18 protein-coding genes and 5 pseudogenes are annotated in these 24,758 nt (G+C 38.2%); 9 read left to right on the forward strand and 14 right to left on the reverse strand.

The genetic code is table 11. The features are described from left to right. Positions 1 to 49: 49 nt before the first annotated feature. Genes NSQ85_RS06820 through NSQ85_RS06835 form a run of 4 tightly spaced genes read left to right on the forward strand, consistent with a single transcriptional unit; the run spans position 50 to position 3,778 of the window. On the forward strand, positions 50 to 1,003 hold the full coding sequence (locus tag NSQ85_RS06820) for an ABC transporter permease (protein ID WP_179973742.1): 954 nt from the start codon (positions 50 to 52) through the stop codon (positions 1,001 to 1,003). Beyond that, positions 1,000 to 1,968, forward strand: a complete 969-nt coding sequence (locus NSQ85_RS06825; protein WP_179973741.1) for an iron chelate uptake ABC transporter family permease subunit — start codon at positions 1,000 to 1,002, stop codon at positions 1,966 to 1,968. Before NSQ85_RS06820 ends, NSQ85_RS06825 begins: the two co-directional genes overlap by 4 nt. Continuing rightward, positions 1,965 to 2,720, forward strand: a complete 756-nt coding sequence (locus NSQ85_RS06830; RefSeq protein ID WP_340781467.1) for an ATP-binding cassette domain-containing protein — start codon at positions 1,965 to 1,967, stop codon at positions 2,718 to 2,720. Before NSQ85_RS06825 ends, NSQ85_RS06830 begins: the two co-directional genes overlap by 4 nt. Before the next feature lie 11 nt (positions 2,721 to 2,731). After that, positions 2,732 to 3,778 carry a siderophore ABC transporter substrate-binding protein gene (locus tag NSQ85_RS06835; RefSeq protein WP_179973739.1) on the forward strand — a complete coding sequence of 349 codons (1,047 nt, stop codon included), beginning with the start codon at positions 2,732 to 2,734 and terminating at the stop codon, positions 3,776 to 3,778. Positions 3,779 to 3,997: 219 nt separating this feature from the next. Here NSQ85_RS06835 and NSQ85_RS06840 read toward each other — a convergent pair. The 4 pseudogenes from NSQ85_RS06840 to NSQ85_RS06855 form a co-directional block, all read right to left on the reverse strand. Continuing rightward, positions 3,998 to 4,165: pseudogene (locus tag NSQ85_RS06840) on the reverse strand (sugar ABC transporter ATP-binding protein); the annotation flags it as partial. A gap of 54 nt (positions 4,166 to 4,219) precedes the next feature. Then, positions 4,220 to 4,903 (reverse strand): annotated as a pseudogene (locus NSQ85_RS06845) (sugar ABC transporter permease); the annotation flags it as partial. Continuing rightward, positions 4,903 to 5,839 (reverse strand): annotated as a pseudogene (locus NSQ85_RS06850) (carbohydrate ABC transporter permease); the annotation flags it as partial. The pseudogenes NSQ85_RS06845 and NSQ85_RS06850, both read right to left, overlap by 1 nt. Beyond that, positions 5,835 to 6,684: pseudogene (locus NSQ85_RS06855) on the reverse strand (extracellular solute-binding protein); the annotation flags it as partial. The pseudogenes NSQ85_RS06855 and NSQ85_RS06850, both read right to left, overlap by 5 nt. Positions 6,685 to 6,878: 194 nt before the next feature. Between NSQ85_RS06855 and NSQ85_RS06860 the strand changes: the two are divergent. From NSQ85_RS06860 to xerS, 5 genes and pseudogenes are all read left to right on the forward strand, one after another. Next, positions 6,879 to 7,888: pseudogene (locus NSQ85_RS06860) on the forward strand (LacI family DNA-binding transcriptional regulator). 183 nt (positions 7,889 to 8,071) lie between these two features. Then, positions 8,072 to 9,571, forward strand: a complete 1,500-nt coding sequence (gene malQ, locus NSQ85_RS06865; RefSeq protein WP_340781468.1) for a 4-alpha-glucanotransferase — start codon at positions 8,072 to 8,074, stop codon at positions 9,569 to 9,571. 1 nt (position 9,572) lies between these two features. Next, positions 9,573 to 11,837 (forward strand): glycogen/starch/alpha-glucan family phosphorylase, encoded by a 2,265-nt coding sequence (gene glgP / locus NSQ85_RS06870; RefSeq protein ID WP_340781469.1) that lies wholly within the window; start codon positions 9,573 to 9,575, stop codon positions 11,835 to 11,837. A gap of 311 nt (positions 11,838 to 12,148) precedes the next feature. Next, a complete protein-coding gene (locus NSQ85_RS06875) occupies positions 12,149 to 13,138 on the forward strand; it encodes a lipoate--protein ligase (RefSeq protein WP_179974513.1) in 990 nt (329 codons plus the stop codon). A 226-nt stretch (positions 13,139 to 13,364) separates the two neighbouring features. Then, entirely contained in the window at positions 13,365 to 14,435 is a 1,071-nt protein-coding gene (gene xerS, locus NSQ85_RS06880; protein WP_179974512.1) for a tyrosine recombinase XerS, read from the forward strand. A 161-nt stretch (positions 14,436 to 14,596) separates the two neighbouring features. Here the strand turns inward: xerS and NSQ85_RS06885 are convergent, their stop codons facing one another. From NSQ85_RS06885 to NSQ85_RS06930, 10 genes are all read right to left on the reverse strand, one after another. Next, the gene (locus NSQ85_RS06885; RefSeq protein WP_179974511.1) at positions 14,597 to 17,137 is read right to left on the reverse strand and encodes a M1 family metallopeptidase; all 2,541 of its coding nucleotides are present in this window, start codon (positions 17,135 to 17,137) and stop codon (positions 14,597 to 14,599) included. Positions 17,138 to 17,270: 133 nt separating this feature from the next. Further along, positions 17,271 to 17,924, reverse strand: coding sequence for a phosphate signaling complex protein PhoU (gene phoU / locus NSQ85_RS06890; protein ID WP_179974528.1), 654 nt, complete (start codon positions 17,922 to 17,924; stop codon positions 17,271 to 17,273). Positions 17,925 to 17,951: 27 nt separating this feature from the next. Further along, complete coding sequence (gene pstB, locus NSQ85_RS06895) at positions 17,952 to 18,710, reverse strand: phosphate ABC transporter ATP-binding protein PstB (RefSeq protein ID WP_179974510.1); 759 nt, start codon at positions 18,708 to 18,710, stop codon at positions 17,952 to 17,954. Between the two features lie 12 nt (positions 18,711 to 18,722). Continuing rightward, the gene (gene pstB / locus NSQ85_RS06900; protein ID WP_179974509.1) at positions 18,723 to 19,526 is read right to left on the reverse strand and encodes a phosphate ABC transporter ATP-binding protein PstB; all 804 of its coding nucleotides are present in this window, start codon (positions 19,524 to 19,526) and stop codon (positions 18,723 to 18,725) included. 10 nt (positions 19,527 to 19,536) lie between these two features. Next, positions 19,537 to 20,421, reverse strand: a complete 885-nt coding sequence (pstA, locus tag NSQ85_RS06905) for a phosphate ABC transporter permease PstA (RefSeq protein WP_340781472.1) — start codon at positions 20,419 to 20,421, stop codon at positions 19,537 to 19,539. Beyond that, complete coding sequence (gene pstC, locus NSQ85_RS06910) at positions 20,411 to 21,325, reverse strand: phosphate ABC transporter permease subunit PstC (RefSeq protein ID WP_179974507.1); 915 nt, start codon at positions 21,323 to 21,325, stop codon at positions 20,411 to 20,413. Before pstC ends, pstA begins: the two co-directional genes overlap by 11 nt. A gap of 2 nt (positions 21,326 to 21,327) precedes the next feature. Then, positions 21,328 to 22,203, reverse strand: a complete 876-nt coding sequence (locus NSQ85_RS06915) for a phosphate ABC transporter substrate-binding protein PstS family protein (protein ID WP_179972960.1) — start codon at positions 22,201 to 22,203, stop codon at positions 21,328 to 21,330. A 124-nt stretch (positions 22,204 to 22,327) separates the two neighbouring features. Beyond that, positions 22,328 to 23,638, reverse strand: coding sequence for an RsmF rRNA methyltransferase first C-terminal domain-containing protein (locus NSQ85_RS06920; RefSeq protein WP_340781473.1), 1,311 nt, complete (start codon positions 23,636 to 23,638; stop codon positions 22,328 to 22,330). 81 nt (positions 23,639 to 23,719) lie between these two features. After that, positions 23,720 to 24,487, reverse strand: coding sequence for an inositol monophosphatase family protein (locus tag NSQ85_RS06925; protein ID WP_179974505.1), 768 nt, complete (start codon positions 24,485 to 24,487; stop codon positions 23,720 to 23,722). Continuing rightward, entirely contained in the window at positions 24,477 to 24,758 is a 282-nt protein-coding gene (locus tag NSQ85_RS06930) for a UPF0223 family protein (protein ID WP_179972957.1), read from the reverse strand. The genes NSQ85_RS06925 and NSQ85_RS06930 overlap by 11 nt, the downstream gene beginning before the upstream one ends.

The following is a 24,758-nucleotide window of genomic DNA, read 5'->3' on the forward strand; positions in this document are numbered from 1 at the left end:
TTCGATGAGATTATGATTAAAGGTTATTTTGGTAATTAGAAGAGGTTGTATGAAGAAAAAGTGTATTTTATGGGTAATAGTCGTCTTACTCATTATGTTATCATTGGCTATTGGTTCAAATAGACAGTTTAGTTTATTTGGATTATTTCAAGGACAGCACAAATCTTGGGAACTTTTTTGGGAGTCTCGTCTGCCTAGAACATTAGCCATAATACTTGCGAGTTCGGCCATTAGTTTATCTGGCTTGCTAATGCAAACTATCTCGCAAAATCCTTATGCAGCACCATCGACAACAGGGACCACAGAAGCAGCACAATTGGGTATACTTTCATCGCTGTTCTTCTTTGGTAAGGCAACATTATTTCAAAAGATGAGCTTTGCCTTCATTTCGTCTCTTCTATTTACTAGTCTTTTCATCCAAGTTATTCGTCGCTTGAAGTTTAAGGAAAAATGGGTCCTACCCTTGGTCGGACTTATTTATAGTGGCATTATTGGTTCCTTTGCTGAAACGATTGCCTTTCGTTTTAACCTTACTCAATCTATGACTTCATGGAGTCAGGGTTCTTTTTCGATGATCCAAAAACATCAGTATGAATGGCTTTTTCTCTTAGTGTTTGTCTTATTAGTTGTTAGGTGGTATTCTAATACTTTTTCAACCATGGCACTGGGTGAGGATACTAGCCGTACCCTGGGACTACCTTACCAGACTATGGAGACTCTTGCTTTGGTACTGGTTTCTCTAACTTCAGCTATTACTATGATAACGGTTGGCGCTCTTCCTTTCTTAGGGGTTATTGTACCGAATTTAGTTCGTCAGTTTGCTGGAGATTTCTTCAAAAATACCCGAAGTTTAGTTATGTTGGTTGGTATGATATTAGTACTTGCTTGTGATATCGTAGCACGTCTTGTCATTTGGCCTTATGAGGTTTCTGTGTCATTGATTTTGGGTGTCATTGGAACCCTTGTCTTTCTGATGCTTATTTGGAAAGGAAAAGATGCATGACAATGATTAAAAGATCTACACTAATCCTATTGCTCATTCTTGCATGCCTGGGTTTCTTAGCTACATCTTATTACCTTTTTCCGACAGCAAGTGTGCCAAATAGCTATATTCTTAATTTGAGAGTAAAGAAACTCTTAGTCTATCTGCTTGTAGCGCTGATTTCAAGCTTTACCACGGTGTCCTTTCAAGCAGTGACAGGGAATCGCTTTTTGACACCATCAGTCTTGGGATTAGAGAGTTTTTACGTCCTTATGCAATCTCTCTTTTTAGCTATCTTTTGGCGTTGGTCACAGGGAGTAGCACCGCGGTCAATGACCGAATTTTTGATTGTCATGAGCTTGCAATGTGCTTTCTTTCTGTCCTTGCTACCTATGATAAAAAAATTATTGGGCAAAGGTATTAGGTTGATTCTCTTAATCTGTATGTCACTGGGGACACTATTTAGGAGTCTATCGACATTTCTTCAGGTCATTATGGATCCAAATGAGTATGATAAGCTTCAGTCTAAGCTTTTTGCTTCCTTGCAAAATGTTAATCAAGAGGTTCTATACTTAGCAGTTGGGATAACTTTTGTGTTTTGCTTTTTCCTATATCGAAAGGGAAGAATTTTGGATATTTTTTATCTTGGTAAGGATAATGCCAGATTATTGGGAATCAATGTTGAGAAGGAGCAAACTCAAATTCTTTGGTTTGTTGTGATTTTAGTAGCTACCTCAACTGCCTTAGTTGGTCCCCTATCTTATCTTGGGTTTATTTTAGCAAATTTAACTTATCAGATGGTTAAGGATTTCCGGCATCAAACTCTCTTTATTGTTGGGAGTTTATTAGGTTACGTTATCCTTCTTGTGGTTCAAACACTGGTTGAACGCGTGTTTAATTTTAGTATCAGTGTTCGTACTATGATTGAACTGGGCGGAGGTCTATTCTTTTTCTATCTCTTGTATAAGGAGCGTCGTAAATTATGATTAATATAGATAAGGTGTCAAAATCCTATGGAAAAGATCAAGTTCTTGATGAAGTTGGACTTTCTATAGACAAAGGGAAATTTACAGCTTTTATTGGTCCAAATGGTGCTGGAAAATCTACACTTTTGTCCTTGATCAGTCGTCTCTTGCCTAAAGAGAAAGGCTATCTTTATATTAAAGGACAAGAAATTGAGAGTTGGGACTCTTTGAACTTGGCAAAGGAACTTTCAATGTTAAAGCAAAAGGTTGATTATCAGGTGAAATTGACTGTTGAAGAACTGATTTCCTTTGGCCGTTATCCATACAGTCAAGGGAGATTATCAACTGAGGACTATCAAAAAATTGATCAGGCAATTACCTATATGAACCTAGATACTTTCCGAAAAAGACGCATTGATCATCTCTCTGGCGGTCAATTACAGCGCGTCAATATTGCTATGATCCTTGCACAAGATACGGATATTATTCTATTGGATGAACCTCTCAATAATCTGGACATCAAACAGGGAATTCTCATGATGAAAACTTTGAGAAGTTTGGTGGACGATTTGGGAAAAACGGTCGTCGTTGTTATCCATGATGTTAATGTTGCCAGCCAGTTCGTTGATGTCATGGTTGCTTTTAAAGATGGTAAAGTTTTTAGTCACGGGAGTCCAGATCAGGTGATGACTGAAGATATCCTAGGCAGGCTTTATGATATGAAAATTACAATCGCAGATATCGATGGCAAGAAAATCTGCTTATATAGATAAGGATGGAATTTATGAAAAAGCGTAAATTGTTTTTAGCTCTTGTAGCGCTTGTATCAGTTCTTACTCTTGTGGCTTGTTCAAATGGCTCAGGAAAAAACAGTAGTGCAACTCAAGAAAAGACTGTTACAATTAAAACCTCTACAGGTAATAATAAAGTACCTAAAAATCCTAAAAAAATCGTTGTCTTGGATTATGGTGTAGCTGATACCATTCGAGCACTTGGTAAAGAAGATAGTATTGTTGGTTTACCAATAGATCGTCTACCAAGCTACCTCAGTGATTTCAAAAATAAAAAAGGCATTACTAATGTCGGTAATCTGAAAGAAGTTAATTTGGAAAAGATTGCAGAGCTTGAGCCAGACCTAATCATTCTATCTAATCGTACACAAGGCCAAATGGAAGAATTCAAGAAAATTGCACCAACAGTTTATTTCGAAACAAGCTCAAAAGACTATTGGGGTTCTGTGAAGACTAATATTCAAGAGCTTGCGAAGGTATTTGGCGATAAGGCTGAAGAAACAGCAAAAACTAAGCTTTCAGAGATTGATCAAATCGTTAAAAAAGCGCAAGAAGCCAATAAGGATACTCAGTCAACAACTTTGACAGTCATGCTTAATGAGGGGAATATAGCTGGTGTATCACCGGAAGGTCGCTTTTCATTTATCTACAACAGCCTAGGCTTTAAACCAACAAGTTTGAAAATTCCAAATGAAACCCATGGTGGAGGAAAACAAGGTAAAAAAGGCAAGGATGAGAAAAATGAGAAGAAAGCTTCAAAAGAACAAAAAGGTGGAGGTTATCATTTATTTTCTCTTAGCTTTGAAAGTGTTAACCAAGTAAATCCAGACTTCATTTTTGTAATTGACCGTACACTAGCTATTGGTGGTGATGATACACAGAATTCTGATATTCTAAATAATAGCCTTCTACAAGAAACAAATGCTGGTAAAAATGGGCATATTGTTACACTTACCTCAGATTTGTGGTACCTCTCAGGTGGTGGTTTGGAATCAACTAAATTGATTTTTGAAGAAGCTTCAAAATATGCCGGACAATAAATAGTCAAAAACCAAGGAGTAAGAATTCCTTGGTTTTTTCTTATCTAGAATCATTCTTATCTACTCTTTAGAATAGTTCTTAAATAGCCTAAAACCGTTGACAGCACTGGTTTCTGCTGTTATTTTAGATTATGTTCTCTTACATACGAGAGATCATAATTGACTTACCATCGTTCGTTCATTATTAATGATAAAACGACGATTCACATATATAACGACACCTTGATAACCTTTTTCCCTTAAGATTTTAGCTTGACCTTCAGAGATCACAATATCCAAACCTTCAGAGTTAGTGATATGATTGCCATCAACTTTGACATTGAAGAAGTTCATGGCAGGACTTCCGATAAATCCAGCAACAAGTTTATTGGCTGGCTTTTTGTAAAGTTATGGAAGGAACCATTCATTGATAGCGTCTCGGTTAAGCATTTGGTAGAGTCAAAGGGCAACAGTATATTTATCTTTAACGTCACCGAGGATAACAGATGCAAAAATGAAGTCTACCCAAGGTCCCATGAAGGCCATGAGGGCAGTGTAGACGATGATCGGTTTCGAAAGTGGTAAGGTAATCCTAGTGAAGATTTGAAGACGTGTGGCCCCGTCAATCATTGCTGATTCATCCAATGAGTAAGGAATGGTGTCAAAGAAACCTTTCGCAATGTAGAAGCCAAGAGCAGCCTCAGCAGAATAAACCAAAACCAAAGATGTCAAGGTTTGTGTCAGATTGAGAGCCTTCATAATATAGTAGACCGCAATCATTGACATGAAACCAGGGAACATATTAAGCACAAGCGCCAATTTCAAGAAGCCGTCTCTGTGCTTAAATTTAATACGGCTAAGTGAGTAAGCCATCTCAACGGTAATCAAAGTTGAGAGTATACATGTACATGTAGCAACGATGAAAGTATTGATGAACCATTTTCCAAATGGATAAGCATCGCTGGTGAATAATTTGATGTGGTTATTAAAAGTGTATGTCTTAGGGAAGAAGTATGGTACGGCATTAGCTCCTTCACCACGGAAACTTATAAGGAAGATCCAAATAATCGGAATCAACCATATAACAGCTAAAACTGTCAATAGAATATAAATACCAGTTAGGTATAGATTTTTCTTACGTTTCATTATTTAGCAGCCCCTTCCTTGAATGAAGATGATCTTGTGTATGCCAAGAGACTGAATGTTGCAGAGATGGCAAAAATAAAGATACCGATAACAGATGCCAAGTTGTAGTCTTTAGCGCTAACAGTTAGTTTGTAGAGCCAAGTTACCAAGAGGTCAGTTGAACCTGCTTGATAGTAATCAGAGTTAGTAGGTCCACCACCAGTAAGGAAGTAGATTACGTTGAAGTTATTGATATTACCGATGAATTGTTGAATCAAAGAAGGAGTCATAATCAAGAGAATTTGTGGGAAAGTGATACTCTTGAAAATTTGGAATTTACTTGCTCCATCAATTTCAGCTGCTTCAATTTGCTCAGTTGGCAAGTTCATGATGATACCAGTTGCGACCAACATTGTAAATGGAATACCAATCCACATATTAACAAAGATAATAGAGAACTTAGCCCACAATGGGTCAGTCAAGAATGGAAGAGGTCCATTAGTGATATGAAAGGGTGATATGAAAGGTTTGAAGCAAACCATTCAAAGGTCCATCATCATTAAGGAAGTTACGCATCAAAAGTAGTGATACAAATTGAGGAACGGCGATAGTGATAATGAATAGAGTACGCCATACTTTCTTGAATTTAAGCCCCTTAGTATTAATCAAGAGGGCAAGGACAATACCGAAGAAGAAAGTAGTTGCTGTTGCGGCAACTGCCCAAATCAAGGTCCAAGTCAAAAGTGGGAAGAAAGTACCAGCCATACGACCTTCTAAAACTTGACCAAAAGTTGCGAAGCCAACCCAGTAGAAGAGTGATTTAGGGGCTGGGTGATTGTGGTCAAAGTTAGTAAAGGCCAAACAGACCATATAGATCAAAGGCAAGATTGTGAAGAACAAAACCCCAATCAAAGGGACAGTCATAAGCCCCATGTGAAAACGACCGTCAGCCTTGGTTTACTGCGTAAAGTTTTACACCCAAGAAGGCTTTTTGTTGAACATCTTGGCCACCGATGTTAACTGTTGGATACACAGCGATACCAAGATTGTCTTTACCAACAACTTTAGCAGCAGCTGCGTAGTCCCATGGTCCTGATTGGAATGCATCAACTGAACCATCTCCGAATTTAGCCATCATGTTAGCTGAATCGACATTTACAAATCCTTTGTTGTCTTTTTGAGCTGCGATGAATTTAAGAACGTTGACACCAGCCTCGTTACCCCAGTTAGTCCCTTTTGGATCTTCACCCTTTGGACCAAAGAGTGTGTTACCAACTGAAAGGAAGAGAGGAGCAGTTACATAAGGATCAACTTCTTTCAAGTTGCCACCAAATTTAGCTTTAGAAGTGATTGTTTCATATGATTTAACATCTTCTTCATTAAGCTTAGACTTGTTGTAGTAAGTAACTTGTGTTTCGATACCATATGGGAAGGCGTAAGTTTTACCTTTGTATTGAGCACCTAAAGCAGCTTGCTCAGTATCTTGCTCAGCAATTTCTTTTGAGTATTTCTCTGGAATTTCTTGGATAGCTCCTGCATCTACCAACTTACCGAGTTGGTCATGTGGAAGTGAGAAGACATCTGCAGCAGTAGAAGCATCTTTAGTCAAGTTTTCTTGAGCGTTTGAATCTGCCATTTCAACCATGTCAACTTTGTAGCCAGATTTCTTTTCAAATTATGCTACTGTATCTGAATAAGATTTCTTGGCACCAGTTGGAACCCAAAGTTTCAAAGTCTTATTATTCGAACTTGAGTTCTTGCTTGAGCTTGAGCCCACACGCTACTAAAAGCGAACCAGCCACAAGAAGTCCAACACTACCAAGTAATACCTTTTGCCATTTTTTTCATCTCTATTCTCTCCAGAAATTTATTTTATGGTATACATTATGAAACCGTTATCATAACATGTCAAGTGTTTTGTTTATAATTATTTTTTTATAATTATTCTTGTATTTTACGACTATAAAGAAATATTTATGAGAATGAGAGGGAAATGATGGCTACAATTAAAGATGTTGCCAGGAGGGCTGGTGTTATCCCATCAACAGTAAGCAGGACCTTAAAGGATAATCCGTCCATATCAAAAGAAACCAAAGCTAAAGTAAGAGCGGCTATGGATGAATCAGGTTATGTACCAAACTCAGCAGCACAAATGTTGGCAACAGGCTTAACACATAGTTTAGGTGTTGTTCTTCCTCCTTTAACAGACTGTGAAAATATTAGCCAACCCTTCTATATGGAGATTATAACAGCCATTAATGAAGAAGCTAGTTCTAACTCTCAAGTTGTTAGTATTGCTACGGGTGCCACACTTGAAGAATTAGTTAAACAGGTCGAGCTCATGCATCGTCAAAAACGAGCTGATGGCTTTATCATTCTCTATTCAGAAACAAACGATCCGGTTAAAGACTACCTATTGAAAGAAAAAGTTCCTTTCGTAGTTGTTGGAGCAGCAGTTGATAACAATGATAAAGTAACCTATATCGATAATGATAATAAAGAACTTGGACAAGAAGCTGTTAATTTTTTAAGGGCTAAAGGTCACCAAAAAATTGGTTTTGTAACAGATGATCTTTTTGGTCAAGTGGGTCAAGAACGTTATCAAGGATATATTGAAGCGACTAACGAATTTAATTTAGAAACTTATCCAGAACTTGTTTTTTCATCTAGAGTCATTGATTCATTGATAGAGAGCTTGCAATCTTATCAACTGACTGCTGACTGCCTTAATAGTTAAAGATGACTTGATTGCCCTACGGTGTTATACACTGGTTAAATAATCAGGGAATCAGAATTCCAGAAGATTACGCCATTATCTCTTTCAATAATTCAATTTTTGCTGAAATCATGCACCCTTTCCTAACTACCTATGACATTAATATTAAAGAATTGGGTAAGGAAAGCGTCCAAAGGCTATTGGATCTTCTTAAAAATCCTCAAACTAAGGCACAGAAAATAACAGTTCCATTTAGACTCATTGAAAGAGAAAGTGTCTCAATGGGATAAAAAAGGTTTAAATATTTACTTTTGGTTGGTAACTTAAGTTAGCAACCATTTTTTATTACCTAGACAATCGTTTTTCCGAAAATCGACAATCTTTTTTCAGAAAATCCAGAGCACTAATTTCTTGACTTGTGCAACCGTTTGCATTATAATCGCTAGTGTAAAAAATAATTTGAGGTAAACTTTATGAACATACGAGCAAGCGGTGTTTTGATGCACATCGCATCACTTCCAGGTGACTACGGAATCGGATCTTTCGGTCAAGCAGCCTACGACTTTGTTGATTTTTTGAAAGAAACAAAGCAAACATACTGGCAAATTTTGCCATTGACTACTACAGGTTATGGAGATTCACCTTACCAATCATTCTCAGCAATAGCGGGGAATACTCACTTTATCGATTTGGATTTCCTTATTCGTGACAAATTCCTGACGGAAACAGATGTTGAAGGTTCTGATTTTGGTTCAGATCCAGAGTTTATCGACTACGCTAAAGTTTACGAAGCACGACGCCCACTTCTTGAAAAAGCAGTCAAAGCAGTCTTGGCAAATGAAAACGAAACTAAGAAGTTTGAAACTTTCAAAGCTGAAAATGCTTACTGGTTGGCAGATTATGCTGACTTCATGGCTATCAAAGAATACTTTGATAACAAAGCCCTTCAAGATTGGGATGATAAAAAAGCGATTGAACGTGATGAAGCAACTCTTGAAAAGCTTCGCAAAGAACTTACTGATCGTATCACATACCATCAAGTTGTGCAATACCTCTTTTTTAGCCAATGGGCAGAGTTGAAAGCCTATGCTAATAAGAACGGTATTCAAATTATTGGTGATATGCCAATCTACGTTTCAGCTGATAGTGTGGAAGTCTGGACTCAACCACACCTTTTCAAATTAGATGCTGAACGTAAGCCACGTTACATTGCCGGAGTTCCACCAGATAACTTCTCACCAACAGGACAACTTTGGGGGAATCCAGTTTATGATTGGGAAAAACACAAAGAAGAAATCTATGCTTGGTGGGTCTTCCGTATTCAAGAATCATTCAAACTTTATGATTGCTTGCGTATCGACCACTTCAAAGGTTTCTCTGATTATTGGGAAATTCCTGGTGGAGATGAAACTGCTAAAGATGGTAAATGGGTTCCAGGACCTAGTTATGAACTCTTTAAAGTGGTTAAAGAAGAGTTAGGTGATCTTAAGATTATTATCGAAGACCTTGGTTATATTGATGATAAAACACGTAGATTCCTTGAAGACTGTGGTTACCCAGGAATGAAGATTCTTCAATTTGGTTTCTATGATACCACTGGTAACAGCATTGATATTCCACACGCATACACACAACACTCAGTGGCTTACACTGGTACACATGATAATGAAGTTATCAATGGTTGGTATAATAACTTGACACAAGAGCAACGTGATTACACTGATGCTTATATCAACCGTCGTCAAGGTGAACCAATCACACGTGCCCTTCTTCGCACACTCTTCGCAACAGTAAGTAACACAGCTATTGCGACTATGCAAGATATTCTTGATAAACATGAAAATAGCCGTACAAACATCCCTAACACAGTTGGAAAAAACTGGAAATGGCGTATGCTTCCAGGTGAAATCACTGTTGATAAGAAAGAATTTTTGACTGATATTACAAAAAGATATAATCGAGGAAATAATTAAAATGTCTACATTTACAAATTACGTTGAAGCGAAAAAAAAAAACCTTAAAGAACTTTCAAACGAAGAGATCTACTACCTTTTGTTAGAATTTGTAAAAGAAGTAGCTGCTCCAAAACCTAAAAATGATAGTAAACGTAAAGTTTACTACATCTCAGCTGAGTTCTTGATTGGTAAACTTTTGTCTAATAACCTGATTAACTTGGGTATCTATAAAGATGTGAAAGCTGAATTAGCTGCTGCCGGAAAATTAATCAGTGAAATCGAAGATGTTGAACCAGAACCATCTCTTGGTAACGGTGGTTTGGGACGTTTGGCTGCGTGTTTCATAGATTCTATGTCAACACTTGGCATTAACGGTGAAGGTGTCGGTCTTAACTACCACTGTGGTCTTTTCAGACAAGTCTTCAAAGATAACAAACAATATGCTGAACCAAATTACTGGATTGAAGATCAATCATGGTTGATTCCAACTGATATCTCTTACGATGTTCCATTCAAAAACTTCACTTTGAAATCTCGTTTGGACCGTTTGGATGTCTTAGGTTACAAGAAAGAAACTAAGAACTACCTTAACCTCTTCGATATCAATGGTTTGGACTATGGTTTAATTGAAAAAGGAATCACTTTTGATCAAGATGAAATCCAAAAGAACTTGACACTCTTCCTTTACCCAGACGATTCAACTCGTAAAGGTGAGCTCTTGCGTATCTACCAACAATACTTCATGGTATCAAACGCTGCTCAACTTTTGATTGACGAAGCTATCGAACGTGGTTCTAACCTTCACGATCTTCCAGATTACGCTTACGTACAAATCAACGATACTCACCCATCAATGGTTATCCCTGAATTGATTCGTCTTTTGACAGAAAAACATGGATTTGAATTTGATGAAGCAGTAGCAATTGTGAGCAAAATGGTAGGTTACACAAACCACACTATCTTGGCTGAAGCCCTTGAAAAATGGCCTCTTGACTATCTTGAAGAAGTTGTTCCACACCTTGTTGTTATCATCAAGAAATTGGATGCCATCGTTCGTGGCAAATTCGATGATCCACGTGTTCAAATTATTGACGAACACAACCGTGTTCACATGGCCCACATGGATATCCACTTCTCTACAAGCGTAAACGGTGTTGCAAAGCTTCACACAGAAATCCTTAAGAAATCTGAGTTGAAACCTTTCTACGACCTTTACCCAGAACGTTTCAACAACAAAACAAACGGTATTTCATTCCGTCGTTGGTTGGAATTCGCTAACCAAGAACTTGCTGATTACATAAAAGAGTTAATTGGAGATGATTACCTTACTGATGCCACTCAATTGGAGAAATTAGCTGCCTTTGCAGATGATCCTGCAGTACACAAACGTTTGTCTCAAATCAAATATGATAACAAATTAGCTCTTAAGCGTTACCTTAAAGCCAATAAAGGTATTGATCTTGACGAAAATTCAATCATCGATACACAAATCAAACGTTTCCACGAATACAAACGTCAACAAATGAACGCTTTGTATGTCATCCACAAATACTTGGAAATCAAAAAAGGAAACCTTCCAAAACGTAAAATCACAATCATCTTTGGTGGTAAAGCAGCTCCTGCCTATGTTATTGCTCAAGACATCATTCACTTAATCTTATCACTTTCTGAACTCATTAATAATGATCCAGAAGTAAGCAAATACCTCAACGTCCACTTGGTTGAGAACTACAACGTAACAGTTGCTGAACACCTTATCCCAGCGACAGATATTTCAGAACAAATCTCATTGGCTTCTAAAGAAGCTTCAGGTACAGGTAACATGAAATTCATGCTTAATGGTGCCCTTACACTTGGTACAATGGATGGTGCCAACGTTGAGATTGCTGAATTGGTAGGACCAGAAAACATCTTCATATTCGGTAAAGACTCTGATACAATCATCGACCTTTATAAAAAAGAAGGTTACGTATCACGTGATTACTACGAAAATGATGCTAACATCAAAGCAGCTGTTGATTTTATCGTAAGCGAGGACCTTGTAAAAGTTGGGGATAAAGAACGTTTGGAACGTCTTTACAAAGAACTTATCTCTAAAGACTGGTTCATGACATTGATTGACTTGGCCGAATACATCGAGAAGAAAGAAGAGGTATACGCAGCTTACGAAGATCAAGATGCATGGAACAAGAAAGTTGTCTACAACATTGCTAAAGCAGGATTCTTCTCATCTGACCGTACAATCGAACAATATGACAAAGATATCTGGCACACAAAATATTAGCCTAGTTGCATAGAAGGAAAACAAGATCAGAAATGGTCTTGTTTTTTTTGCATGAAAAAACACAGCCAATAGGATAATTAACTGTGTTTACATAAATAAGATTATGTTATTTCGATTGATAATTTAGTATATCATTAATATATGCTTCTTTATTTGATGAATCGTAAGTCTTAGACTTAGAGTATTTTAGATAATGGATTTCGTCTTTTGTTGTTCTAGATTCTCCTTCTAGGTAAGAATCCGTCCATCTTCGTGTACTTTGTCACTGTTTTCCATTATAATATAGGTACCACATTACAAGAGGAGACCTCATGAAATATATCGTAAACACATCAAATGATCCTGCCTATAATATTGCTTTGGAAGCCTATGCCTTTCGTGAATTGGTAAATGAAGATGAATTGTTCATTCTCTGGATTAACCGTCCAGCTATCATTGTTGGTAAACACCAAAATACCATTCAAGAGATTAACAAAGAGTATACTGATGCTCATGATATTAAGGTCGTTCGTCGTCTATCTGGTGGTGGTGCTGTTTATCACGATTTGAACAACCTCAACTATACTATCATCTCAAATAAGGGAGATGAAGGAGCATTTGACTTTAAGACTTTCTCTCAACCGGTAATCGCAACACTTGCTGATTTGGGCGTTAAGGCTGAATTTACTGGCCGTAACGATCTTGAGATCGATGGTAAAAAATTCTGCGGAAATGCCCAAGCCTACTATAAAGGTCGTATGATGCACCATGGTTGCTTACTCTTTGACGTTGATATGTCCGTTCTTGGTCAAGCCCTTAAAGTCAGCAAAGACAAAATTGAATCTAAAGGCGTTAAGTCTGTACGTGCTCGTGTGACTAACATTGTAGACGAATTGCCAGAAAAAATCACTGTAAATGAATTCTCAGATAAAATATTGGAAAAAATGAAAGAATTCTACCCAGAAATGACAGAATATGTCCTTTCTGAAGACGAATTGACTAAGATTCAAGAGTCTTATGAGAAACAATTCAATACATGGGACTGGACATATGGCCAATCTCCAGAATACACAGTAGAACGTAATGTCCGTTACCCAGCTGGTAAGATTTCTACCTATGCAAATGTTGAAAATTCAATTATTAAATCTGTTAAGATTTACGGAGATTTCTTTGGTATTGGAGATGTATCTGATATTGAAGAACTTTTGATCGGTATACCTTACGAGTACGAAGATGTCTTGGCAAAACTCAAAACCATTGACACAACGCATTATTTCTCACGCATGACAACTGAGGAGGTTGCAAAAGCTATCGTAGCTTAATCATTGTTTGAAAAACAATCTGGCAAACTCCAGGTTGTTTTTGTATGCGTAAATTATTGTAGATGATTAGTAAGTTTTTAATAGCATAGGCCAGCAAACCTAAAAAGCCCATAAGAGAAGAACACCTCATAACATCTTTCCGAAAAACTGTAATTTTCTTGAAAGAAATATAAGGGTGTGATATACTTCTACTAAGTAATTTAAGTAATTATGGAGAATAAGATTAATGAAACGTGAACTCTTACTAGAAAAAATTGAAGAATACAAATCTCTTATGCCTTGGTTTGTTTTGGAGTATTATCAATCTAAACTATCTGTACCGTATTCTTTCACAACCTTATATGAATATCTCAAGGAATATAAACGCTTTTTTAACTGGTTAATTGACACAGGTATTTCAGATGCTGATGATATTACCTCAGTTCATATCAAAACCTTGGAGAATCTAACTAAAAAAGATATGGAATCTTTTGTCTTCTATCTACGTGAACGTCCATCTTTAAATACCTATTCAAAGAAACAGGGTGTCTCTCAAATAACCATTAATCGTACTCTTTCAGCTCTATCTAGTCTCTATAAGTATTTAACTGAGGAGGTCGAGGGACCTGATGGTGAACCATATTTCTATCGTAATGTCATGAAAAAAATTTCGACTAAGAAAAAGAAAGAAACCTTGGCTGCACGTGCTGAGAATATCAAACAAAAACTTTTTCTAGGCGATGAAACCATGAAGTTCCTTGATTATGTAGAAAATGGATACGAAGTCAAGCTCTCAAATCGTGCTAAATCTTCGTTTTATAAGAATAAAGAGCGTGATTTAGCTATCATTGCCCTACTGCTGTCTTCAGGCGTTCGACTCTCTGAGGCTGTGAATCTGGACCTTAAAGATATCAATTTAAAAATGATGGTTATTGACGTTACTCGAAAAGGTGGTCAACGGGACTCGGTTAATGTGGCAAGTTTTGCAAGACCCTATCTTGAAAACTATCTTAGCATACGTAATAAACGCTATAAGGCTGAAAAGCAAGATGTTGCTCTATTTTTAACAGAATATCGAGGCGTTCCCAACCGTATTGATGCTTCAAGTATCGAAAAAATGGTTGCTAAGTATTCTCAGGATTTCAAGATTCGTGTCACTCCCCACAAATTACGTCATACTTTGGCAACACGTCTTTATGATGCTACTAAGTCTCAAGTTTTAGTTAGTCATCAACTTGGTCATTCTTCCACTCAGGTCACTGATCTTTACACCCATATTGTAAATGATGAGCAAAAAAATGCTCTAGATAATTTATGATTAACCAATCAAAACCATTCCGATTTGGCTTGATTACTTTTATTATACATATATTTAATTATGTAATGATAATTTTATTTACGATTGTTAACAGACCTAAAATTATGTAACTCAATGTAAATAAAAATAAACTCTCCTTCATGGAAAGCTTGTTTTTTATATTAATAATCTTTAAGAGCTGATTCAACCGCAGCTTTTTCTTTTTCAATTAAGTCTACGCGTGCAGCAATTGTTTTAATTCCCATCAAAATATTACGTTCCAAAGCTTTGTCACTTGTTTGTGGCTCAAAAAATGCAATATATTGGTCAAGACGTTCTTGATTTTTAAAGATTCCTGCTGGGATAGTAACAAAGCTATCAAAGCTCATATCGCCACCAAGAGCTGTTTTAATCCACTCCCAGTTTTCTTTAGCCCAGTCCCAAACGGTCTCTTGAGCAAAAGATTTGCTGAGGAAGTTCATATACCAGAGATACAAATCTTGCGGTTTAACAACGTTTTTATCTTTTAGCTGACCTAGTACGTAGTCAAGACCTTCTTGATTTTTAAGATATGAAAGTGCTTGGGTCAATTGACGACGGAAGTTACTGTCGTTTGTTGCCACATATGCATTAATATACTCTTCAACAAGAGAAAGACTGTTTTCTTGTTTCATTTGGTTGATGAGAACAAGGCCACGGATACTTGCTGGAATGCTTTCTATGTTTTCTTTATGGGCTTGGAAAACATTTGCGGCTGCAAGGACTGTTGGTTGATAGTCTGCTTGAATCAAGTAGCTAAGAGCTGTTTGACGGACCATTTCATCTTCATCAGACTCCCCTTCTTTGGCATCGAAACCAAGGCGCTCAAAGTCATTTTGGAATTGACGACGTACCAAGGCTTTATAATGCACTTCGGCTTCTGTATCTTCATCGATAAAGCGTTTCAAACCATCAAGGATTTGAGATTTAGCTTGAGAAATCAAGAAGCTTTCTTCTTTTTCGACAAGATCAAGAAGACCAACTAGACTTGCATACGAGATACGTCCACTTTCCGCTAGAAGACGGCGTTCTTGTAAGATTTGTAGTTTACTTACAGTATCAAGGTTTGCAAAATCTTCTAAGATATTGTCCAAGAGTTGTCCTTGATAGTCTGTGATGTAATGTGCTGTATTAGCTGTATTAAGACGGAGAACTCCATTATTTTCAGTAGCAAGCTGGCTATAATTTGGAATCTCAATACGCTCTTCTGAAAGTGTATCTGGAAGCCCATTCCAGTTTGTATTCAATGGAATCTCCCAAAGTCGCCCTTTGTCTTCATGTTCACCAATGAAGAATTGTTTTTGACTAAGGATAAGCGTATCATCAACAACTTCTGCACTAACCACTGGGTATCCTGGTTGCTCTAACCATGTGTCCATGAAGCTAGAGACATCCTTACCTGAAGCATCTGAAAGAGCATTCCAAAGGTCACGTCCAACAGTATTGTTATATTGGTGTTTTTCAAAGTAAGCTTTAAGCCCTTTGGCAAAGGCTTCATCGCCCAACCAACGGCGGAGCATATGCATAAGACGACTACCTTTGGCATAAACAATAGCACTATCAAAGAGGGTGTTAATCTCGTCTGGATGATTGACTTCCATGTGGACAGACTGTACGCCGTCTGTTGCATCACGTTGAAGAGCATGAGGTACACCAGTTGTTTGGAAATCTTCAAAGATGTTCCAGCTTGGTTCAATAGCATTCACTGAAACATACTCCATCATGTTGGCGAAACTTTCGTTAAGCCATAAATCATCCCACCATTTCATGGTAACAAGGTTACCGAACCATTGGTGAGCCAATTCGTGAGCAACAACAAGGGCAACTTGTTGACGGCTTGCAGCTGAGCTATTTTCATCTACAAGGAGGTAAACTTCACGATAGGTAACAAGACCCCAGTTTTCCATGGCACCCGCTGAAAAGTCAGGAAGAGCAAGGTGGTATGATAATGGGATAGGATACTTGACTTGGAAGTAGTCTTCATAGAATTCGATGACACGAACTGCAATATCAAGAGCGAAGTCAACGCTATTTTCTGCTTGTGCAACTGTAGCGAAGACACCAACTTCAGTGCCATTTTTTGTTTTAGCTGTTTTACCATGGAGAGCACCGAAACCAAAGGCGAGAAGGTATGTAGACATACGAGGTGTTGTCTCGAATGTCCAAACTCCAGTTTCTTCACGCAAATGGCTATTGATTTCTGGCATGTTTGAGAAGGCAGTATCACCTTCTTCAGCATCAAATTTCAATGAAAGATCAAAAGTTGCTTTTGCTTCTGGTTCATCAACAGAAGGAAAAGCTTCACGGGCGAAATGAGATTCAAACTGTGTTGAAATAATTTTCTTCTTTTCACCATTGTAAGTGTAATATGATGGATAAATACCAGTCATGTTATCTGTGATGCGGCCAGAAAATTCTATGAAAATTGTTAGAACCCCAGTTTCTGGAAGTTCAATATGAAAAGCCTCATTAGCATCATCCATTTGGAAGTTCAAGGATTCATTATCCAAGAGAACTGAATTAATGGTAAGGTCTTTTTGGTGAAGGGAGATGAGATTATCGAAAGCTTCACCTGTAATGGCAACATTCCCTGTAAAAGTCTTTTCAGAACGATTAATATCCAAGAAAAGATTGTAATTTTCAGGGATGAAACTTTCGATAAAGCGAGCAACAGATGCTGTCATATGTAAATACTCCTAATCTAACTTTTCGTATCGAAACAAACCGATATTTGTTTCGATATCAGGTACTTTAACAAAAGAAAAGAGCCTGAATTATTCAATACAGGCTCATTATAACATAGATTTTAATCTTTGCCTATAATTCAATGATTTTTCCAGACTTGAGGTAAACAACCCACTCACAAAGATTACGGGCATAATCACCAATACGTTCTAGGTACACGAGTACTTGGATATACTCTTTGGCAGCAAATGCTGCATCTGGATTTTCGCGGACACCTTCTACTGTCATAGCTTGGATGTCACGGAAATAATTATCAATAATCTCGTCTGAAGCTGCGATTTCATAAGCACGATCTTCGTCAGCATTCAAGTAAACTTCGAGAGCTTCATCGACCATGTGGCGGACGGCTTTTCCCATTTTCTTGATTTCAGTTTCAATATCTGTCATTCTGCTTTCACCCTTAATACGGATGGTTGCTTTAGCGATGGCCACCGCATGGTCACCCATACGTTCGACGTCACTAGATGCTTTTAATGCAGTGATTACAGTACGTAAATCACTTGATACAGGTTGCTGGAGCGCAATAAGTTCAAGTGATTTTTTCTCAAGTTTTGTTTCGTAGTTATTGATGATTTCGTCGTTTTCAATAACTTCCTTGGCTAATTCAAGGTCATGACTAAAAAAGGCACGCAAAGATTTTTTGAACTGTGCAGCAACTTCAGTACCCATGGCATAAAATTGGTTGTGAAGCTTTTCTAATTCTTCTTCAAAGGGTGTTCGTAACATCATAATTGTTAATGTATCCGTCCTTTCTTAACCTAACTTACCGGTAATGTAATCTTCGGTTTCTTTGTGTTGTGGATTAAGGAACATGTCTTTAGTTGATGAATACTCAATAAGTTCTCCATCGAGGAAAAAAGCTGTTCGTTGAGATATACGGCTTGCCTGTTGCATAGAACGTGTGACAAGCAACAAGGTATATTGATCTTTAAGGTTATAGAGTGTTTCTTCAATCTTAGCAGCGGAAATAGGGTCTAGGGCAGATGTTGGTTCGTCAAGAAGAATTACCTTTGGTGAGATAGCAAGTACCCGTGCAACACAAACTCGTTGTTGTTGCCCACCTGAAAGACCAAGTGCTGAGTCATGCAGTCGGTCCTTAACCTCCTCCCAGATTGAAGCTCCTTTTAGAGATTCTTCTACTGCTTTGTCAAGAACCGCCTTATCTTTGATACCATTGATACGAAGGCCATAGACTACGTTCTCATATATAGACATAGGAAAGGGATTGGGTTGTTGGAAGACCATACCAATTTCCTTACGGAGTTCAACAGTATCTATTCGAGGACTGTAGACATTGTGGCCATTGTAGGAAACTGCGCCAGTAACTGTGCATTCAGGGTTTAAGTCCCCCATTCTGTTGATAGAACGAAGCAAGGTTGATTTTCCTGATCCAGATGGCCCAATAAGGGCTGTGATTTCATTTGGATAGAAATCCATAGTCACATTATTAATGGCTTTTTTCTTATTGAAATACACCGATAAATCATTGATTGAAATGATTGGTTCAGTCATAAGTGCTCCTTTCTATCCAAAGCGTCCTGATATATAGTCACTGGTTGACTGTAGAGCAGCATCTTGGAAGATTTTCTTGGTTTCATCATATTCGATAAGATCACCAAGGTAGAAAAATGCTGTATAATCACTGGCACGAGCCGCTTGTTGCATATTGTGTGTGACGATAATAATGGAATAATCTTCTTTCAGCTCAAACATGGTTTCTTCTAGCTGCATAGTAGCTACAGGATCTAATGAAGCTGCTGGCTCATCCATAAGAAGAATCTGTGGTTTAACGGCGATAGCTCTTGCGATACAAAGACGTTGTTGCTGACCACCAGAGAGTGTAAAAGCTGACTTATGAAGATCATCTTTTACTTGCTCCCAAAGTCCCGCTTGTTTAAGCGATGTTTCAACAATCTCATCCAAAGTTTGCTTATCCTTCACACCTTTACGTTCATGGGCAAAGGTGATGTTTTTATAGATAGACTTGGCAAATGGGTTTGGACGTTGAAAGACCATTCCAATGTGTTTGCGCATTTCATAAACATTGATATTACTTGCATTGACATCAACTCCTTCATAAAGGATTTGTCCAGTAACCTTGGCAATATCAATAGTATCATTCATGCGGTTTAGGCTACGAAGAAAGGTTGATTTCCCACATCCTGAGGGACCGATGAGTGCAGTGATTTTATTTTTTTCGAATTGCATATCAATACCATTTATGGCTTCTTTTTGACCATAGTAGACATGCAAATCCTTGGTTTCAAGAGCGAGCTTCTTCTCTGGGAAGGTGATAATATGACGCTCGTCCCAATTGTATTTTGTCATGAAATCTCCTTTAAGCGGATGTTAATTTCTTATGGAGGTAAGCTCCCAAACGACGTGCACCAAAGTTGAAAATCAAGATGAAAATCATAAGCACTGCTGCTGAACCAGCAGACACTGCAGCGGCGTCAGGTGTCGTACCTTCTGAGTTGACCTTCCATATGTGAACAGCAAGTGTCTCAGCTTGACGGAAAATTGATATTGGACTTGATATGCTAAGCGGATTCCAGTTGCTCCAGTTAAGCGGTGGTGCAGATTGTCCTGCTGTGTAAATAAGTGCTGCTGCTTCCCCAAAAATACGTCCAGAGGAAAGTACTATTCCAGTCACAATACCAGGCAAAGCTTCAGGAATGACAACGTGACATGTAGTTTCCCATCTAGACAAACCTAAGGCAAGTCCAGCTTCGCGTTGAGTGTGGTGAACTGTGCGTAAACTATCTTCAACGGTACGAGTCATTTGAGGCAAGTTAAAGACAGTCAATGCCAAGGCACCTGAAAGGATTGAAAATCCGTACTGGAATTGTACAACAAAAATTAAATAACCAAAGAGTCCGACCACCACCGAAGGCAGTGATGAAAGGATTTCAATACAGGTACGGACAAAGTTGCTGAGCCGGCCTTTTTTGGCATATTCTGATAGGAAGATACCAGCTCCCATTGAAAGAGGAACAGAAATAATTAAAGTAATAACCAACAAAAAGAATGAATTGTATAGTTGAACTCCAATTCCTCCGCCAGCTTTGTGAGATGTTGATATACTAGTCAAGAATGACCAACTGATGTATGGAATCCCGCGAACCAAGATATAGAGAATCAAGGCTGCTAGGATTGTTACAATAATGCCAGCAATCACATAGAGCGTGCTGATAGCAATTTTATCGACTTTTTTAGCGTTCATAATTTCTCTTTCTCTCACGAGTGATAAATTTTACCAACATATTGAAACCAAGACTCATCAATAAGAGCACCAAGGCAAGTGACCAAAGGACATTATTTGAAACAGTTCCCATGACAGTATTTCCGATTTCCATAGTCAATACAGAGGTCAATGTTGCTGCTGGTGTCGTTAAAGACGTAGGAATAACTGCGGAATTTCCAACAACCATCTGAACGGCAAGAGCCTCACCGAAGGCACGGGCCATACCAAAGATAACGGCAGTGAAAATACCCGGTTTAGCCGCATTAAGTGTCACACGCCAAATTGTTTGCCAGCGAGTAGCTCCCATGGCAAGACTAGCTTCACGATAATGACGTGGCACTGCACGAAGTGCATCTGTTGTCATAAAGGTTACGGTTGGTAGAATCATGACAAATAAGACAAAGGTACCTGAAAGGATACCAAAACCTGTTCCACCAAAAATGAAACGAACAAATGGAACCACGACTTGCAGACCAATGAATCCGTAAACAACAGACGGAATTCCTACTAAGAGTTCAATAGCGGGTTGTAGGAATTTAGCTCCCTTAGGAGAAATCTCAGTCATAAAGATAGCGGCACCAATGGCAAATGGAGTTGCTATCAAGGCTGAAAGTAAGGTAACCAAAAATGACCCTATAATCATTGGCAGAGCCCCGAATTTGCCTTCAGACGGTGACCAATCGCCACTAAAGAGAAACTCGACTAAGCTGACTTTATTAACAAAGAAAGTCGCCAAGCCTTTTTGGGCAACGAAAAGTAAAATCAATGCTACGATGAAAACAATCAAGGCCAAGCAAAGGAAAGTGATTGTTTTACCAAATTTCTCAAGGCGTGAATTTTTAGAGGGTGAAGTTAATTGTTTCACCAATTTTTCATTTTTCATGATTACTCCTCACTCTTCTTTGTAACCTTGCCGTCAGCATCCTTAGTAACTTTCATAGTATGAATTGGAATGTATCTCATTTTTTTAACGATATTTTCTTGAACCTCGTCACTAATCATGTAGTCTAAGAATTGTTTGGTATAGCCATTAGGTTTCCCTTTAGTATACATATGCTCGTAGGACCAAATAGGCCAATCGTTAGTCGTAACATTTTTCGCATTAGGTTCAAATCCATTTAGTTTCAATGTTTTAACTGAATCATCAAGATAAGCAAATGATAGGTATGAAATAGCACCTGGTGTCTGAGCGACAATTGACTTAACCATTCCGTTAGAATCTTGCTCCTGGGTACGGATTGGTGATTTGCCATCCATAATCACAGAATCGAAAGTTGCGCGTGTTCCTGAGCTAGCTGCGCGGTTAATGATAGTAATTTCCAAATCCTGTCCACCAAGCTGTTTCCAGTTTGTGATTTTTCCAGTGAAGATTTTACGAAGTTGTTCTGTTGTCAAATTATCAATGGATACTTTCTGATTAGTGATAACTGCAATACCTGCAACTGCAACTTGAAAGTCTACGAGCTTGCTGGCATCGATTCCAGATTTTTCCTCAGCGAAAAGGTCACTATTCCCAATGTCAACAGCACCTGATTGCACTTGGGAAAGTCCAGTACCAGAACCGCCCCCTTGGACGTTAACCACAATTTCAGGATTCTTTTCAGCGAAACCATATGATGCTGCTTCTACTAAGGGTTGAAGAGCCGTAGAACCAACTGCTGTAATGGACTGACCACGGTCAATCCAAGAGGCACAACCAGTTAAGACTAGCATGGCCATTGCCAGTGATAAAATCACTGCAAGGCCTTTTGTTTTTTTCATTTCTGTCCTCCGATATGATGTCACAAAATTTAACTAATGCCTTCAATATATACTGTTAAAAGACATTAAATTAATTATATCAAGTCTAGGTTAATTATGTCATGTTAAAATTTGATTACAGGTTTCAAATATGGAATCTCAAACCCTTAGGATAGTAGTTTTTTACAGTATTTCCAATAACCTTGGCAAAGCCAAATCCATTACCATCTACCAAAAGTTGATACCAACCGTTTTCTAACGTTTGGTCAAGTGTAACCACATTACCAGAGGCATACTGTGCAAATTGTTCTTGAGTTAACTCTATACTTGAGGCTACTTCATCCGATGTTAAAGCAATTCCAAGTGCAAAACTTGGCTCAAAACGTTTTTTCTTGAAGATGCCAAGATGCAAGCCATTGCGTGCGATTTTAACTTTGGAAAGATCTGGTAGTCCCCTAGGAAGTAGATAGAGGTTGTCGCCAAAGACTTGTAGTAAACCGTCTAGAGGTAGCTTAAGGTGTTTTTTAACAAAATCATCCCAGAGCTGTTTTTGCTCCTTATTGAGGTTTGTTTTCCCCTCTTTGATGCATGACTGCTCAGGCATGCGCTTATCCTGGAATTTTGCCACAAACTGACCTTCCCCCTTGAAATGGTGTGGATACATTCGAGCCGTTTCTGGAAAATCAATCCCATCGCTCATCCCGTTCAATTTAGGGATTGCCACCAATTCAAGGTCAGGGTAATTCTCTAAAATCCAAGCAACAACACCTTCATTTTCCTCAGGAGACCAGGTACATGTTGAGTAAACTAATTGTCCTCCTGGGGCTAACATCTTCAAACCATCTGCTAGGATGTCCTTCTGCAATTGTGCCAGTTCACTAGGATAGTCCTTGTGCCAATACTGGATTGCATCAGGGTCCTTGCGAAACATTCCTTCTCCAGAACATGGTCCATCAAAGACAATCATATCAAAATAATTTTTAAAAACTTTGGCTAGTTTATCAGCTGACGTATTAGTCACAACAACATTTTTAGCACCAAATCGCTCAATATTCTCAACTAGAACCTTGCTACGTTTGAAATTGATTTCGTTGCTGACGAGTAAACCTGTATTATCCAGATAGCTTAGGAGATGCGTGGATTTTCCGCCTGGTGCTGCGGCTAAGTCTAGAACACGGCTTCCTTTTGATGGAGCTGCCACTTGAGCAACCATTTGAGCAGCTGGTTCTTGAGAATAAACTAAACCAGTCGAGTGGTCAGAAGATTTTCCTGAAATTTTACCGTAATGGCCCCAAGGTGTCCCAGGAATAGGATCAGGATAGTCCTTCTGCTGCTTTTTAAGAGGGTTAATGCGGTAGGCAGACACGGCTTCTTGATCAAAAGATGTAAAGAATTCCTCCGCTTCAGCACCAAGTAAGTCTTTATATTTTTCTATAAAATCTGATGGAAATTTCATAGTTTCCTTTCTATCAAAAAACTGGACCACCCAAGAGAACTTGCTATTCTGATTTGTCCAGAATAGTATATATTTTTAAAGTTAATTTTCTGAGTTAAGAATATCTCTGATTTCTTCAAGTCTATCTTTGGGAACAAGCATCACAGCTTGGCGACTAGAATAATCAAGTAGCTCTCCAGTAATGGTTTCAAGTTGGTAGTCCAATTTTTTTCCCATAATACTTGCTGCAGCATAATCCCATGGGTAAATAACTGAAAAGTAAGCTAAAATTTGACCAGAAAGGACCTTGGACATACTTAGACCAGCACCACCATACACTCGAACACCCAAAGTTTTGTCAATGAATCCTTTTATGCCATGGTAATTTTTAGCGTACATAGCAGCGTTACTACCTACTAGACAACGATCCAGAGGACGTCTCTTATATGGTGAAAGCAATTTATCGTTGCAGTATACGTCAAACTGACCCCCACCATAGAAAAGCTGATCAGCCATAACGTTGTATATTAGGCCAAATTTTCCCTGTCCCTTTTCGTAATAGGCAATCATGACACAGAAATTATCCTGTTGGACGATAAAATTGACTGTCCCATCAATAGGATCCAAGACCCAGACGTTTCCATCTTTGATATTATGAACCATATCATTTTCTTCAGCCAAAATATTGTCTGTTGGGAAAGCTGATTTAATGCGTGCTACCAGTAAATCTTGCGTTTGTTTATCAATATTAGTTACTAAATCATCAAAAGCAGACTTTTCCTCTACCGTGATTGTTTTACTCAAACTTTTTTTAATAAACGCCCCAGCTTCCTTGATGATTTCTTTAGCAAAAACAAGTTTATTTTCCAAGTGTTACAAATCCTTTTTCTTTTGCTTTAGCAGCTCTGACAGCTTGATAGGTTGAAAAACCGCTTGTTTCTTTGAAGGCCTTGTCTAGTTGCTTTTCAGGTGCTTTTCCTGGAACAACTGTTTTAAACGCCTTATAAGCCTCCAAGAGCTGATCACGGTCAACCTTACTCTCATATGTTTTTTCTACCTGACTCAAAAAATGAAGCACTGTGGTAATTTCCTCAGTGCTCCATGATGGATCGAGTGGGTAGGAATAATTTCCTTTAGTCAT

It is taken from the genome of Streptococcus sp. FSL L8-0526 (assembly GCF_038007145.1).
GTDB classification, from domain to species: Bacteria; Bacillota; Bacilli; order Lactobacillales; family Streptococcaceae; genus Streptococcus; species Streptococcus thermophilus.

What these genes read in the sequence shown, in the direction of transcription:
- NSQ85_RS06820 (WP_179973742.1), top strand. Translation starts at nt 50, where the DNA reads ATGAAGAAAAAGTGTATTTTATGGGTAATAGTCGTCTTACTCATTATG.
- pstB (WP_179974510.1), bottom strand. Translation starts at nt 18,710, where the DNA reads ATGACTGAACCAATCATTTCAATCAATGATTTATCGGTGTATTTCAAT.
- pstC (WP_179974507.1), bottom strand. Translation starts at nt 21,325, where the DNA reads ATGAAAAATGAAAAATTGGTGAAACAATTAACTTCACCCTCTAAAAAT.
- NSQ85_RS06920 (WP_340781473.1), bottom strand. Translation starts at nt 23,638, where the DNA reads ATGAAATTTCCATCAGATTTTATAGAAAAATATAAAGACTTACTTGGT.
- NSQ85_RS06930 (WP_179972957.1), bottom strand. Translation starts at nt 24,758, where the DNA reads ATGACTAAAGGAAATTATTCCTACCCACTCGATCCATCATGGAGCACT.
- NSQ85_RS06830 (WP_340781467.1), top strand. Translation starts at nt 1,965, where the DNA reads ATGATTAATATAGATAAGGTGTCAAAATCCTATGGAAAAGATCAAGTT.
- pstA (WP_340781472.1), bottom strand. Translation starts at nt 20,421, where the DNA reads ATGAACGCTAAAAAAGTCGATAAAATTGCTATCAGCACGCTCTATGTG.
- NSQ85_RS06915 (WP_179972960.1), bottom strand. Translation starts at nt 22,203, where the DNA reads ATGAAAAAAACAAAAGGCCTTGCAGTGATTTTATCACTGGCAATGGCC.
- pstB (WP_179974509.1), bottom strand. Translation starts at nt 19,526, where the DNA reads ATGACAAAATACAATTGGGACGAGCGTCATATTATCACCTTCCCAGAG.
- NSQ85_RS06875 (WP_179974513.1), top strand. Translation starts at nt 12,149, where the DNA reads ATGAAATATATCGTAAACACATCAAATGATCCTGCCTATAATATTGCT.
- NSQ85_RS06825 (WP_179973741.1), top strand. Translation starts at nt 1,000, where the DNA reads ATGACAATGATTAAAAGATCTACACTAATCCTATTGCTCATTCTTGCA.
- NSQ85_RS06835 (WP_179973739.1), top strand. Translation starts at nt 2,732, where the DNA reads ATGAAAAAGCGTAAATTGTTTTTAGCTCTTGTAGCGCTTGTATCAGTT.
- phoU (WP_179974528.1), bottom strand. Translation starts at nt 17,924, where the DNA reads ATGTTACGAACACCCTTTGAAGAAGAATTAGAAAAGCTTCACAACCAA.
- NSQ85_RS06885 (WP_179974511.1), bottom strand. Translation starts at nt 17,137, where the DNA reads ATGACAGCATCTGTTGCTCGCTTTATCGAAAGTTTCATCCCTGAAAAT.
- malQ (WP_340781468.1), top strand. Translation starts at nt 8,072, where the DNA reads ATGAACATACGAGCAAGCGGTGTTTTGATGCACATCGCATCACTTCCA.
- xerS (WP_179974512.1), top strand. Translation starts at nt 13,365, where the DNA reads ATGAAACGTGAACTCTTACTAGAAAAAATTGAAGAATACAAATCTCTT.
- glgP (WP_340781469.1), top strand. Translation starts at nt 9,573, where the DNA reads ATGTCTACATTTACAAATTACGTTGAAGCGAAAAAAAAAAACCTTAAA.